This is a genomic window from Bordetella sp. 2513F2 (assembly GCF_054642735.1).
Genome location: NZ_CM137755.1, coordinates 1,615,421 through 1,629,309, shown reverse-complemented (window position 1 = coordinate 1,629,309; position 13,889 = coordinate 1,615,421). Strand labels below are relative to the sequence as shown.

Below are 13,889 nucleotides of genomic sequence, written 5' to 3'. Positions count from 1 at the left end.
GCAATGTTACTGCGGCGCGCGCCAGCGTGGCGACGCGCCGCCGCAGGCGAATGGCTAGCGGGCCGGATTCTTGGACGCGCGCTTGGCCGACTTGGCGGCCCTGGGCGGCTTGGACGCCTTCTTCGCCTCGGCGCGGCGCTGGCGGGCAGTGCCCTTCAGCTCGGCCGGCTTGGGCGCCGCCGCGCGCTTGACGCGGCGCGGCTCGTCGGGATTGCGCGCAGCGGCCTTGCGCAGCGCATCGAAGCTGGTGCCGCGCACCAGGCGGAATTCGATGCGGCGCGCCTCGAGGTCCACGCGCGCCACCTGCACCTGCACCTTGTCGGTGAGGCGGTAGCGCATGCCGGTGCGCTCGCCGCGCAGCTCGTGCAGGGCGTCGTTGAACTGGAAGTACTCGCCTCCGAGCTCGGACACATGGACCAGCCCCTCGACATGCAGCGTATCGAGCGTGACGAAGATGCCGAAGCTGGCCACCCCGGTGACGGTGCCGCTGAAGTCTTCGCCCACGCGCTCCTTGACGAACCAGCACTTGAGCCAGGCCTCGACGTCGCGCGAGGCCTCGTCGGCACGGCGCTCGCTGGCCGAGAGCAGCAGGCCCAGCTTCTCCCAGATGGCATGCTCGTGTTCGCGCGCCGTGCCGCCCGCCACCACGGGCATGTCCTCGAGCCGGGGCACGTAGCGCTGACCCGACAGCAGCGCCTTGATCACGCGATGCGTGAGCAGGTCGGGATAGCGGCGGATCGGCGAAGTGAAGTGGGTGTAGCCGGGATAGGCCAGACCGAAGTGGCCCATGTTGTCGGGGCTGTATACGGCCTGCTGCATCGAACGCAGGCACATGGTCTGCAGCAGCGGAAAGTCGGGCCGGCCGCGGACCGAGTCGAGGAATTCGCCGTAGTCGGAGGCCGTGGGGCTGTCGCCGCCGCCCAGGGACAGCCCCATGGTGCGCAGGAATTCGCGCAGCGACTGCAGGCGGTCGGGCGTGGGCCCTTCGTGGATGCGGTAGAGGCCGGGATGCTTGCTGCGCGCCATGAAGTCGGCAGCGCAGGTGTTGGCCGCCAGCATGCACTCTTCGATGAGCTTGTGCGCATCGTTGCGCACTGCCGGCACGATCTGCTCGATGCGCCCCAGCTGGTTGCAGACGATCTTGGTCTCGATGGTCTCGAAATCGATGGCGCCGCGCTTGCGCCGCGTCTGGGACAGCAGCTGGTAGAGCTCATGGAGGTGCTGCACGTGCGGCATGACGCTGCCCAGGGCCTGTGCGGCCGGTCCGGTCGGCTGCTGCAGGGCCTCCCAGATGGCGGTGTAGGTGGTGCGCGCATGCGAGTGCATCACCGCTTCGTAGAACTGGTAGGCCGTCACCGTACCGGCCTTGGCGCCCGAGGCCGGGATCACCATGTCGCATACCAGCACCAGCCGGTCGACATTTGGGTTGAGCGAGCACAGGCCGTTGGACAGCGACTCCGGCAGCATGGGGATGACGCGGCGCGGGAAATACACGCTGGTGCCGCGTTCGAAGGCGTCCTCGTCGAGCGGATCGCCGGGGCGCACGTAGTGGCTCACGTCGGCAATGGCCACCAGCAGGCGCCAGGCCGGCCGCTTGCGCTGGCCGCTGCCCAGGTCCACCGGCTCGCAGTACACGGCGTCGTCGAAGTCGCGCGCATCCTCGCCGTCGATGGTGATCAGCGGCACGTCGCGCAGGTCGATGCGGCCCTTGAGGTCGCTGCGGCGCACGGCGTCGGGGATCCGGGCGGCCTGCTTGCGCGCCGGCTCCGAGAAATCGACCGGCACGTCGAACTTGCGCACCGCGATCTCGATTTCCATGCCCGGGTCGTCGATCTCGCCCAGCACCTCATAGACGCGGCCCAGCGGCTGCGTATGGCGCGTGGGCTGCTCGATGATCTCCACCGACACTACCTGTCCGTGCTGGGCGCCATTGGTGTCGCCCGGCGGGATCAGGATGTCGTGCTTGATGCGCTGGTCTTCGGGCACCACGATGGACAGGCCATGCTCGTGCAGGAACCGGCCCACCAGCTTGTTGGTGCGCCGCTCGATCACCTCGACGATGATGCCTTCGGGCTTGCCGCGGTACTCGCCCGAAGGCTTGGCCAGCACGCGGTCGCCGTGCAGCACCTTGAGCATCTCGCGGGGCGCCAGGAACAGGTCGGGACCGCCGTCGTCGCGCAACAGGAAGCCGAAGCCGTCACGGTGGCCCTGCACCTTGCCGGCGACGAAGTCGAGTTTGGTGGCGAGCAGCAGCACGCCCTTGCGGTTGGGCATGAGCTGCCCGTCGCGCTCCATGGCCGCGAGGCGGCGGTCGAAGCCCACGCGGGTGCTCTCGCGCTCGACGCCCATGCGCTGGGCCAGCTCGTCGGGCGACAGCGGCGCGGCAGCCGAGCGCAGGGCATTCAGGATGGCTTCCCGCGACGGCACGTCCGGGTCGAAGTCGGGAGGCGCATCGGGCAAGACCGAAGTCGATCTGTTGTTGTTATTGGAGGTGTCGTTATTCGATCGTTTTGCCAAAGCTAGAAATCCTGTCTATAATGCGCAGCTTCTGTGGACTGCCCAAAGCTAGACACTGTATCCGAAATATTGAATGTTTTTCATGAATTCTTCGAGAATTCATGGTTTTTGAAGAATCCTTCGAGAAGACTTTTCAAGAACGCTTCAAGAAGAGCACTTCAAGAACGCTTCAATAACACTTCAATAGAACGGAAGTCAGCCGGCAACCCCCTGGCAAAGCATGCGCGTAGCGGCGAAAAATAAGCAGCTAGCGTAGCACAAGCCAGAGGGCTCCGCTAATACAGTGCCCAGGTGGCGGAATTGGTAGACGCGCATGGTTCAGGTCCATGTGCCGCAAGGTGTGGAGGTTCGAGTCCTCTCCTGGGCACCACGGAATACGCGAAGGATACGGATTGCAATGCAGCCTTGTGCAACGCCGGTATCCTCGGGCAACCCCCGCAGCCGCAAGGCTTGCGGGGGTTTTGCTTTCCAGGCCTGCCGTGCACGGCGGGCAGCCGCGTCTCAGCCCGGCTTGGTGCGTGTGCCCTGCCGCAGCACGTGGTGCCGGCGATAACGCTCCGGCCCCATGGCATCGATCTGCGCCTGCACCATGGCGTCGAGCGGCTGCAGCATGGCCCCGAACGATGCCGGCGCCTCGATCAGATCCAGCGCATGCGCGATGGCTTCCAACGTCGACAGCGCGCCGGCCTCGTCCGCATGGCGTATGCGGTAGCGGGCGGGCAGTCCCGGCGGCAGCATCACCCGCGGCAGCGCGGCCAGGGCCGGACTGCGATGCAGCAGGCCGCGCGCCTTGCGCCAGGACGCGTCGGGCACGACCAGCACGCCCCCCTCCATGCCGGGGGCGCCGGGCTCCAGCACCCGCGCCTGCGGGCCGGGAAAGAGCAGCCAGGATGGCAGGCCGGGCACCTCCCAATCGGAAGGCCCGAATGCCGTGCCCTGCCGCAGCGAGGCAGCCTGCAGCGCCAGCGCGGCGAGCCGGGCCGTGTTCAGCGGATGCCGCGCCTCGTCGGGATGCTGCAGGATCACCACCCGGGTGCGACTGGGCAGACGCGGGATGGTGGCGCACAGGCAATGCGTGGCGGGGCGCGCGCAGCGCGGACAGCGGATCCGGGACATGCGCACATTATCGTTCGACTTGCGCGCCGCCGAAAAACTGTGCATAATGCGCGGCTCTGATGTTCGACGGCGGCAACGCCCGAAAACACAGTGCCCAGGTGGCGGAATTGGTAGACGCGCATGGTTCAGGTCCATGTGCCGCAAGGTGTGGAGGTTCGAGTCCTCTCCTGGGCACCACCCGTATCGATCACAGGCGGTCCGGCCGTAAAAGGTCCGGCAGGCCCGCGGTGAAACAGGCAAGCAGCAAGAAAGCCCGATCGCTTGAGCGTCGGGTTTTTTTTCGTCCCGGCAGCGGGCCAAGCCAGGAGGCCAGGTCGAGCCTATGCTCCTCTTTCGTTCGTACCGGACCTAGAATGGCGCCTTCGCGCCCGCCGCCCCCGCCGCCATGAATGCCGTATTCAATGCCGCCCTGCCGGTCTTCGCGCTCATCCTGACCGGCTGGATCGCTGCGCGCAGCCGCGTGCTCGGCGCTTCGGCCACGGAAGCGCTCAACCGCTACGTGGTGTACCTGTCGCTGCCGGTGCTGTTGTTCCGCGCCATGGCCACCACCCGCCCGGACCAGCTCGTCGACGCGGGCTTCGTCGGCGCATTCTCGGGCGGCGCCGCGGCGGCATTCGCCGCGGCATGGTGGGCCGGCACCCGGCATGGGGCAGATCGCGGCATTCGCATCCTGGACGGGCTGACAGCATCCTATGCCAACGCCGGCTACATGGGCCTGCCCCTGTGCCTGGCGCTGCTCGGGCCGGGCAGCCTCCCGCCCGCCATCGTCGCCATGCTGCTCACCGCCTGCGCCCTGTTCGGCATCACCATCGCCATGATGGAATTCGAGACGCACAAGAGCCGGCATCCCCTGCGCACGCTGGGCAAGGTGGCCTGGGCGCTCGCGCGCAATCCGCTTCTGGCGTCCCCGGTGCTGGGCCTGGCCTGGGCATGCACCGGCGTGCCGCTGCCTTCGGGAATCGACCGCTACACCGAACTGCTGGGCGCCTCGGCCAGCCCCTGCGCGCTCGTCACCATCGGCCTGTTCCTCGCCCAGACGCGCACCGGCGGGCAGACGGCGGCAGTGGTCCGGCTGGTGGCCGCCAAGCTGCTGCTGCAGCCTGCCGCCACGGCGCTGCTGGCCTTCCAGGTGTTCTCGATGCCGCCGGTATGGGCATGGAGCGCCGTGCTGATGAGCGCCCTGCCGATAGGCACGGGGCCTTTCATGCTGGCTCAGCTCTATGGCCGCGATGCCGGCCTGGCGGCCCGGGCCATCCTCTGGTCCACCGTGGGGTCCGTCGTCACGGTGAGCCTGCTCGTCGCATGGATCGGCCGGCATCCCGTGCCCTGACACCCGCTGTTCTGAGATCCGCTGTCCCGACATCATGCTGCCCGCCGTCGCCATCTTCGCGCTGACCCTGTTCCTCGTCATCGCCCAGCCCAGAGGCCTGGGCATAGGCTGGAGCGCCTCGCTGGGCGCCGCCCTGGCGCTGCTCACCGGCGTGGTCAGCCCTGCGGACATCGTCGTCGTATGGGGCATCGTATGGAATGCCACCGCCACCTTCATCGCCATCATCATCACCAGCGTGATCCTGGACCACGCCGGATTCTTCCGCTGGTGCGCGCTGCATGTGGCGCGCTGGGGCGCAGGACGCGGACCGCGGCTGTTCGTGCTCGTGATACTGCTGGGAGCGGTCGTGACCGCGCTGTTCGCCAACGACGGGGCAGCGCTGATCCTCACGCCCATCGTCATGGAAATGCTGCTGGCGCTGGGCTTCGGGCCCGCGGCCACGCTGGCCTTCGTGATGGCGGCGGGATTCATCGCGGACACCGGCAGCCTGCCGCTCATCATCTCCAATCTGGTGAACATCGTGTCGGCCGACTTCTTCGGCATCGGCTTCGGCGCCTACGCCGCCGTGATGGCGCCGGTGAACCTGGCGGCTGTGGCCGCCACGCTGGCGGTGCTGTGGCTGCGCTTCGGCCGCGACGTGGAGCCCCGTTACCCGGCTGCGCTGCTGCCCGAGCCGGCCAGCGCCGTGCGGGACCCGGTTACCTTCCGCGCCGGCTGGGTGGCGCTGGCGCTGCTGCTGGCAGGCTTCCTGGTGCTGGAACCGCTGGGCATCCCGATCAGCGCGGTGGCCGCCGCCGGAGCACTGGGCCTGGCGCTGGTCGCCGGCCGCCAGCACATCGTCGGCACGCGCCGCATCATGCGCGAGGCGCCCTGGCACATCGTGGTGTTCTCCCTGGGCATGTACCTGGTGGTCTACGGGCTGCGCAATGCCGGGCTCACCACTTACCTCACCGACTTCCTGCAGCGCTGCGCCGACCACGGCGTGTGGGCCGCCGCGCTGGGCACGGGGCTGGCCACGGCGCTGCTCTCGTCCCTCATGAACAACCTCCCCACCGTGCTGGTGGGCGCCCTGTCCATCGCCGATACGCAGACCAGCGGCGTGGTGCGCGAAGCGATGATCTACGCCAACGTGATCGGCAGCGACCTCGGCCCGAAGATCACCCCCATAGGCAGCCTGGCCACCCTGCTGTGGCTGCATGTGCTGGCGCGCAAGGGCCTGGTCATCACCTGGAGTTACTATTTCCGGATCGGCATCGTTCTGACGGTGCCCGTACTGCTGGTAACGCTGGCAGCCCTGGCGGCCTGGCTGCAATGGCTGCACGGCTGACCACAACTGCTTCGTCACACCAGGCCTCACACCATGACCCAGAACACCGGCATCCTGCCCACCCCTGCTTCCCTGCCCCCCGTGCGCATCAATCCCCGGCCGCTCGGGTTCGCGCTGCTGGCGCTGCTGGCCGGCACGCTGTACCTGCTGCAGACCGTGGGCTGGCGCCAGAGCGCCCTGTGGATCGTGGGCGCCCTGCTGGGGGTGGCGCTCTATCACGCCTCGTTCGGCTTCACCCAGGCCTGGCGCGTGTTCGTGTCCGACCGCCGCGGCGCCGGGCTGCGCGCGCAGATGGCCCTGCTGGCCATAGGCGTGCTGCTGTTCTTCCCGTTCCTCGCCCAGGGCATGCTCTTCGGCCAGCCGGTCAGCGGCTTCGTCTCGCCGCCCGGCGTATCCGTGCTGCTCGGCGCGTTCCTCTTCGGCATGGGCATGCAGCTGGGCGGCGGCTGCGCCTCCGGCACGCTGTTCGCAGTGGGCGGCGGCAACACCCGCATGGTCGTGACCCTGCTCTTCTTCATCGTGGGCTCGGTGCTGGCCACCGCCAACTTCGGCTGGTGGTCGCAGCTGCCGGCCCTGCCCCCCACCTCTCTGGTGCAGACCTGGGGCGTGGGCGCGGCGCTGGCGGCCAACCTGGCCGTGTTCGCGGCCATTGCCGCCCTGACGCTCTGGCTGGAGCGGCGGCGCCACGGCCGGCTGGTCTCTTCGGCCCTCACCACCTCGTCGCCCGCCTCGCTGCTGCGCGGCCCCTGGCCCATGATCTGGGGCGCCGTGGCGCTGGTCGTCCTCAACTTCGCCACGCTGGCGCTGGCGGGCCGGCCCTGGGGCATCACGTCGGCCTTCGCACTGTGGGGCGCGAAGGCGCTCGATGCCGTTGGCGTGGACGTGGCGTCGTGGACCTACTGGGCCAAGCAGCAGGCCGCGCTGGCGGCCCCGGTGCGCGCCGACATCACCAGCGTGATGGACATCGGGCTGATGCTGGGCGCGCTCGCGGCGGCAGCCGCCTCGGGCAAGTTCGCTCCCGTATGGAAGGTGCCCGGGCGCATGCTGGTGGGCGCAGTGATCGGCGGACTGCTGCTGGGCTACGGTTCGCGCCTGGCCTATGGCTGCAACATCGGCGCCTATTTCAGCGGGATACTCTCGGGCAGCCTGCACGCCTGGCTGTGGCTGCCCGCCGCGTTCCTGGGCAGCGCCCTGGGCGTGCGCCTGCGGCCCTGGTTCGGACTGGCCGTGGAGAAGACGCCGGCCGGCAGCTGCTAGCCGGCATCGCAGGCGGCGGCGCCGTCGCCCGCAACCGCCTTCTGGTATGGTGGGCGCCATCCTCTACCCGCCAGGAGACGGAAATGAGCTGGATTGCCGGCCGCTACACGGCCTTCGTGCTGGTCCTGACCGGCGCCGTCGTCACCACCCTGCTGGCCGCGTCAGGTTCCGCAGGGTGGGCCTGGGCCGCCGTGCCGCTGCTCATGTTGGCCGCGCTGGGCGCATACGACCTGATCCAGACGCGCCACGCGATCCGCCGCAACTACCCGGTGCTGGGCAACCTGCGCTTCCTGTTCGAGTTCATCCGCCCCGAGATCCGTCAGTACTTCCTGGAAGACGACACCCAGGCCGCGCCTTTCTCGCGCGCGCAGCGCTCCATCGTCTACCAGCGCGCCAAGCAGGAGATCGACAAGCGCCCGTTCGGTACCCAGCAGGACGTCTACGGCGACCGCTACGAGTGGATCAATCATTCGATGACGCCCTCGCACGTGGCGGATGCCGATTTCCGCGTCACCGTGGGCGGCCCCGACTGCCGCCAGCCCTATGCAATGTCGGTGCTGAACATTTCCGCCATGAGCTTCGGGGCCCTGTCGGCCAACGCCGTCCTCGCGCTGAACGAAGGCGCCCGCCTCGACAGGTTCGCACACGACACCGGTGAAGGCGGCATCAGCCGCTACCATCGGCAGCCCGGCGGCGACCTGATCTGGAACATCGGATCGGGCTATTTCGGCTGCCGCGACGAACATGGCGCCTTCTCCGAAGAAGCTTTCGTGCGCAACGCCTGCACCCCGGCCGTGAAGATGATCGAGATCAAGCTGTCGCAAGGCGCAAAGCCGGGCCATGGCGGCATCCTGCCCGGCAACAAGGTCACCGCCGAGATCGCCGAGGCGCGCGGCGTCCCGGCCGGCCGGGACTGCAACTCCCCGCCCATGCACAGCGCGTTCGATTCGCCCATCGGCCTGATGCACTTCATCGCCCGGCTGCGCGAGCTCTCCGAGGGCAGGCCCGTGGGCTTCAAGTTCTGCATGGGCCACCCATGGGAATGGTTCGCCATCGTGAAAGCCATGCTGCAGACCGGAATCACGCCCGACTTCATCGTGGTCGACGGCGCGGAAGGCGGCACGGGGGCCGCGCCCGTGGAGTTCGTCGACCATGTCGGCACGCCGCTGCGCGAAGCGCTGCGGCTGGTGCACAACACGCTCATCGGCGTCAACCTGCGCGAGCGCATCCGGCTCGGGGCCTCGGGCAAGATCATCACGGCCTTCGACATGGCCCGCGTCATGGCCCTGGGAGCGGACTGGTGCAATTCGGCGCGGGGCTTCATGTTCGCGATCGGCTGCATCCAGGCGCAGGCCTGCCATACCGGCAAATGCCCCACTGGCGTGACCGCCCAGGATCCGCTGCGCCAGCGCGCCCTGGTCGTGCCCGACAAGGCGCAGCGCGTGGCGAACTTCCACCGCAACACGCTGCATGCCCTGTCGGAACTGCTGGAGGCCTGCGGCCTGACCCATCCGTCCCAGTTGCGGCCGCATCACATCGCCCGACGCATTTCCTCGCATGAAGTGCGGCTGCTGTCGGCGCTGTTCCCGGAACTGGCGCCAGGCGAGCTGCTGGCCGGCCAGTTCCGGCACGACGTTTTCCGGATAGGCTGGCACATGGCGCGCGCGGAGTCGTTCCAGCCCATCACCGACATCACGTCGGCCGTGGCCGAGCTCAATCGCCGCGCCGAAGCGGCCACCGCCTGAGTACGCAACACCCTACAGCCAGCGCTCGAACAAACGCGAGAAGACTTCCATGAAGCGGTCGTCCAGGCCGCGCCGGCGCCAGTCCTGCAGGCGCACCGGCACGGCGTTGCCGAGGTCGCGGGCAAACTGCGCCTCCATCTGGCGCCCGAAGTCGGCGCCCAGGATCACCGCATTGATCTCGTAGTTGAGCGCGAAACTGCGCCAGTCCAGGTTGCTCGAGCCCACCGTGGACCACACGCCGTCGACCACGGCGGTCTTGGCGTGCAGCAGCGCATCGCGCCGCTCGTAGATCTTGACGCCGGCACGCAGCAAGCGCTCGTAATGCGACCGGCCGGCATGGAACACCAGCGAGAAATCGCTGAAACCGGGCAGTATCAGCACCACGTCGACCCCACGCCGCGCCGCCTGCTCCAGCACCTCGAGGAAGGCCGGATCCGGCACGAAGTAGGCCATGGTGATGTGTATGGACTTCTGCGCGCTGGCGAAGGCGGACATCAGCGTCAGATATACCGTGTAGCCATCCTGGTGCTGCGGATCGTTGACCAGCACGCGCACCACCAGGTCGCCTTGCCGCGGCGGCGGCCGCAGCGTGATCCACTGAGGCAGCGGCGGCCCGCCCTGGGACTCCCAGCCATCGCGCAATATGCGCTCCAGCTCGGCCACGCCGGGACCGCGTATCGCCATGTGCGTGTCGCGCCACGGCGTACCCCGCGTCTGCTCGCCGGCGTCGGACAGGGATCCCGACGCATAGACGCTGCTGATGTTCATGCCGCCCAGGAAACCCACCTCGCCGTCCACCACCAGCACCTTGCGGTGGTTGCGCTGGTTGGGCGACCAGCCCGCCCGCGCCTCGGCCGGATTGAGCGGATTGAACACCGCCACCAGCACGCCGGCCTGGCGCAATCGATCGAACAACGCGTCCGGCGTCGACATGGTGCCCACCGCATCGACCATCAGCGCCACCTGCACATTGCGCGCCCGGGCCGCGATCAGCGCATCGGCGAACCTGCGCCCCTGCTCGTCGTCCTCGAAGATGTAGGTTTCCATGTGCACGTAGCGCCGTGCACGGGAGATCGCCTCCAGCATTTCGCGATACACCGCTTCGCCGTCGGTGAGCAGCGCGACCCGGTTGCCCGGCACCAGCGGCGCGCCGCTGACCGCTTCTTCCACGGCCAGGTGATAAGCCAGGAAATCTTCGGCGCGGCCGCTCGCGCCCACACGGCCGGCGATCTCGCGGCCCCGTTCGTAGCTGCTGCGGCTGCTGTCGGCCGCACGCGCCACCTGCGCATGCTGCGCGCGCAATTGGCGGGTGTCCGGCAGGCTGGCACAGGCCGACACCAGGAGGACGACAATCAGGCCGCCCAGCCGCCATGCGGCGGAGGACGCAGCGAGGTGCAGTCGGATTGCATTCAGGGTTGCCATTGGGTACGGTGCGCCGCCTGGGGCGGCGGCACAGTGCGCCGCACCGGGTCCAGCTCCGTCCAGCGCCCGGCGCGCCAGCGTCCGCGCGCCGCATCCACCCGTACCCCGCCGGCGTCACGCAGCAGGGTCGCTGCGGCTTCGGCATCGTCGGGGTGGGCCTGCACCGCAACCAGGATCACCCTGCCCAGCACGCCGCCGGCGCCATAGGCTTCCTGCGCGCGCCGCAAGCCGGCCACCACCCATAGCGCGCCGGCCAGCGCTCCCACGTAGGCCCCGGACGATGCGCCGACCACCAGGGCGAGCGTACCCTCATGGCCCAGCAGCAGCGTGGCGACCACGCCCAGCAGCGCACCCAGCATCGCAAGCGCGGCCACGCTGGCCACCGCGCCATAGCGCCCCGTGCGCGTGCGCAGGTCGGGGCCCACGCGCAGCGGCCCGTCGCGTCCCGCGTTCGGCGGATCGCCATAGAACATGCTGACGGCGTCTTCGCGGAATCCGTCGGCGATGAGGGCGTGGGCTGCGCTGCGTGCCGACGGCACGCTGTCGAATCGCGCGACCACGAGGGTGGACATAACTCTTCTCCAGGCCATTACAGGCTACGTACGACGCTATTGTTACCAGGCGGGCCCCGGGCTTGCCTGAGGATTGGCAACGACCCGTAATGCAGTATTTCCGCCACAGCGGCTGCCGACGCCGGCTTCCCGCATTTCGTAAAAGTCCATTGCATTCGAGCGGCACGCCTTGACACCGCAGACCTCCCCCCGGGCACAATAGAACGGCCCGCATGCGCGAGGGCGCCCGCTCCCCTTTTCGAGGAACGCACGCATGGCACGCTCCACCCCGCTGCACGCCTCTCCTGCGCCAGCCCTTCCGCCGCATGGCGGACCAGGCCCCGACGACGCGGCGGAGCTGCGTGCAGGCCTGCTCGCCGAAGCGCCGTACATCAGCCCCAAGTACCTGTACGACACACTGGGCTCCAGCCTGTTCACCGCCATCACCCAGCTGCCCGAGTACTACCCTACGCGCTGCGAAGCCGAGATCCTGCGCGCCTACGCGCCCGACATCGCCGCCCACGTCGGCCCGGTGGAGACCCTCATCGACCTGGGCGCCGGCGACTGCGCCAAGGCCGAGAAGCTGTTCCCGGTCCTGCAGCCCAGGCGCTACGTGCCGATCGACATCTCGGCCGACTACCTCAACGAAGCCGTCACCCGGCTGCGCCATGCCCATCCCGACATCGGGATCAGCCCGCTCGGACAGGATTTCTCCCGGCAACTGGACCTGCCCGACGACATACCGCCCACGGGACGGCTGGCCTTCTATCCCGGCTCCAGCATCGGCAACCTCCCGCCGGACGAGGCGGTGGCCATGCTCGAGCGCATACGCGCCCAGTGCGCCGGCGGCGCATTGCTGGTGGGCGTAGACCGCATCAAGCCGCGCGAGGTCCTCGAACCCGCCTACGACGACGCGCTCCAGCTCACCGCCGCCTTCAACCTCAATCTGCTGCGCCACGTCAACGCGCTGCTGGGCAGCGATTTCCGCGTCCAGGACTGGGAGCACCGCGCATGCTTCAACGAGGCGCTGTCGCGCATCGAGATGCACCTGCGCGCGCGCCGCGAACTCGTCGTCAGGTGGCCCGGCGGACAACGCCGCTTCGGGGCCGGCGACAGCATCCATACCGAGAGTTCCTACAAATATTCCGTTTCCGGATTCAATGCCATGCTGCGCCGCGCGGGCTTCGGCGAGATCCGTCATTGGTCCGACCGCCGCGACTGGTTCACCGTGTTCTGCGCCCATGCCTGATTCCCACTCTCTCCTCGCCGCCGAGCCGGCCTGCCTCCTGACCCGGCCCGGCGCCGCCGCAGGCGACACGCGCACCCCGGCGCAGCGCTACGAAGCCGTGCGCCGCAAGACGCTGGAGCTGGCGCAGCCCCTGTCGCCCGAAGACTGCCAGGTGCAGTCGATGCCGGATTGCAGCCCGGTCAAATGGCACCTGGCGCATACCACCTGGTTCTTCGAGACCTTCCTGATCGGCCGCCATGATCCCGGCCGCGCACCGTTCCATCCGCGCTATCGCATGCTCTTCAATTCCTACTACAACGCGATAGGCGAGAAATACCCCCGCCCCCAGCGCGGGCTGCTGTCGCGCCCGCCCCTGGCCGACGTACTGCGCTACCGCGAGCACGTCGATGCGGCCATGCAGGCGCTGATAGCGCACATGGGCCAAGATCCCGAATTCGACGCGCTGCTCGACCTGGGGCTCAATCACGAACAGCAGCACCAGGAACTGATCCTCACGGACGTCAAGCACATGCTGTCGTGCAATCCCCTGCGCCCGCCCTATCGAGACGAGCCGCCCGCCGGCAGCCTTCCCGCCGGCACGCCCATGGGCTGGACCCGCTACGCCGGGGGCATCGTGCGCCAGGGCCACGAGGGCCAGGGCTTCGCCTTCGACAACGAGCGACCGGCGCACGACACGCTGCTGGCGCCCTACTTCCTGGCCAATCGCCTCGTCACGCAGGGCGAGTTCCTGGAATTCATCCTCGACGGGGGCTACCGCCGGCCCGAGCTGTGGCTGTCGCTGGGCTGGGACGAGATCAACCGGCATGGTTGGAAGGCGCCCCTGTACTGGCAGGGCGAGAAGCAGGAATGGCAGGTCTACACGCTGCACGGCATGCAGCCCCTGGATCCGCTCGCGCCGGTCGTGCACGTGAGCTACTACGAGGCCGACGCCTATGCCCGCTGGGCCCGCGTGCGCCTGCCCCGCGAAGCCGAATGGGAACATGCCGCCCGCCAGGCCGGCGACCCTTCCGCGCAGGAGGCGCGCGCCAACCTGCTGGAAAGCGGCCACCTGGCCCCGCGGCCCGCCGGCGCCCGCCACGACGGCGCGCCCGCGCAGCTGTATGGCGACGCCTGGGAATGGACCAGCAGCGCCTACGACGCCTACCCTGGATTCACTCCCCCGGCGGGCGCCGTGGGCGAATACAACGGCAAGTTCATGTGCAACCAATACGTGCTGCGGGGCGGCTCCTGCGTCACCCCGCGCGGCCACTTGCGCCCCACGTACCGCAACTTCTTTCCACCCGAAGCCCGCTGGCAGTTCTCCGGGATCCGGCTGGCACGCGATGCCTGAAGCGCCCATGCCGCCAGACAGTCGTTTCCAATTCGGAGATGAGTC

The 13,889-nt window shown here is 68.7% G+C and carries 10 protein-coding genes and 2 tRNA genes; 8 read left to right on the top strand and 4 right to left on the bottom strand.

Annotated features, from left to right (window positions below):
* Positions 1–54: 54 nt before the first annotated feature.
* Positions 55–2,517, bottom strand: a complete 2,463-nt coding sequence (gene rnr, locus ACYBYQ_RS07730; protein WP_459618167.1) for a ribonuclease R — start codon at positions 2,515–2,517, stop codon at positions 55–57.
* A 285-nt stretch (positions 2,518–2,802) separates the two neighbouring features.
* Between rnr and ACYBYQ_RS07725 the strand changes: the two genes are divergently transcribed.
* Positions 2,803–2,887: transfer RNA gene (locus tag ACYBYQ_RS07725), tRNA-Leu, on the top strand.
* Positions 2,888–3,018: 131 nt separating this feature from the next.
* Here ACYBYQ_RS07725 and ACYBYQ_RS07720 read toward each other — a convergent pair.
* A complete protein-coding gene (locus tag ACYBYQ_RS07720) occupies positions 3,019–3,633 on the bottom strand; it encodes a tRNA-uridine aminocarboxypropyltransferase (RefSeq protein ID WP_459618166.1) in 615 nt (204 codons plus the stop codon).
* 92 nt (positions 3,634–3,725) lie between these two features.
* On the opposite strand from ACYBYQ_RS07720, the gene ACYBYQ_RS07715 reads away from it, so the two are divergent.
* The 5 genes from ACYBYQ_RS07715 (at position 3,726) to ACYBYQ_RS07695 (ending at position 9,292) form a co-directional block, all read left to right on the top strand.
* Positions 3,726–3,810 (top strand) — tRNA-Leu (locus ACYBYQ_RS07715).
* Positions 3,811–4,018: 208 nt separating this feature from the next.
* Positions 4,019–4,963 carry an AEC family transporter gene (locus ACYBYQ_RS07710; RefSeq protein WP_459618165.1) on the top strand — a complete coding sequence of 315 codons (945 nt, stop codon included), beginning with the start codon at positions 4,019–4,021 and terminating at the stop codon, positions 4,961–4,963.
* A gap of 34 nt (positions 4,964–4,997) precedes the next feature.
* Positions 4,998–6,290, top strand: a complete 1,293-nt coding sequence (locus ACYBYQ_RS07705; protein WP_459618164.1) for an arsenic transporter — start codon at positions 4,998–5,000, stop codon at positions 6,288–6,290.
* 33 nt (positions 6,291–6,323) lie between these two features.
* Entirely contained in the window at positions 6,324–7,547 is a 1,224-nt protein-coding gene (locus tag ACYBYQ_RS07700; protein WP_459618163.1) for a YeeE/YedE family protein, read from the top strand.
* A gap of 83 nt (positions 7,548–7,630) precedes the next feature.
* Positions 7,631–9,292, top strand: a complete 1,662-nt coding sequence (locus tag ACYBYQ_RS07695; RefSeq protein ID WP_459618162.1) for an FMN-binding glutamate synthase family protein — start codon at positions 7,631–7,633, stop codon at positions 9,290–9,292.
* Positions 9,293–9,304: 12 nt separating this feature from the next.
* Here ACYBYQ_RS07695 and ACYBYQ_RS07690 read toward each other — a convergent pair whose 3' ends face one another.
* Together ACYBYQ_RS07690 and ACYBYQ_RS07685 are read right to left on the bottom strand one after the other, a co-directional pair.
* Complete coding sequence (locus tag ACYBYQ_RS07690) at positions 9,305–10,714, bottom strand: phospholipase D-like domain-containing protein (protein ID WP_459618161.1); 1,410 nt, start codon at positions 10,712–10,714, stop codon at positions 9,305–9,307.
* Positions 10,702–11,286, bottom strand: a complete 585-nt coding sequence (locus tag ACYBYQ_RS07685; protein WP_459618160.1) for a hypothetical protein — start codon at positions 11,284–11,286, stop codon at positions 10,702–10,704. The genes ACYBYQ_RS07690 and ACYBYQ_RS07685 overlap by 13 nt, the downstream gene beginning before the upstream one ends.
* A 253-nt stretch (positions 11,287–11,539) precedes the next feature.
* Between ACYBYQ_RS07685 and egtD the strand changes: the two genes are divergently transcribed.
* On the top strand, positions 11,540–12,514 hold the full coding sequence (gene egtD, locus ACYBYQ_RS07680) for an L-histidine N(alpha)-methyltransferase (RefSeq protein WP_459618159.1): 975 nt from the start codon (positions 11,540–11,542) through the stop codon (positions 12,512–12,514).
* A complete protein-coding gene (egtB, locus tag ACYBYQ_RS07675; protein ID WP_459618158.1) occupies positions 12,507–13,844 on the top strand; it encodes an ergothioneine biosynthesis protein EgtB in 1,338 nt (445 codons plus the stop codon). Before egtD ends, egtB begins: the two co-directional genes overlap by 8 nt.
* Positions 13,845–13,889: the final 45 nt, after the last annotated feature.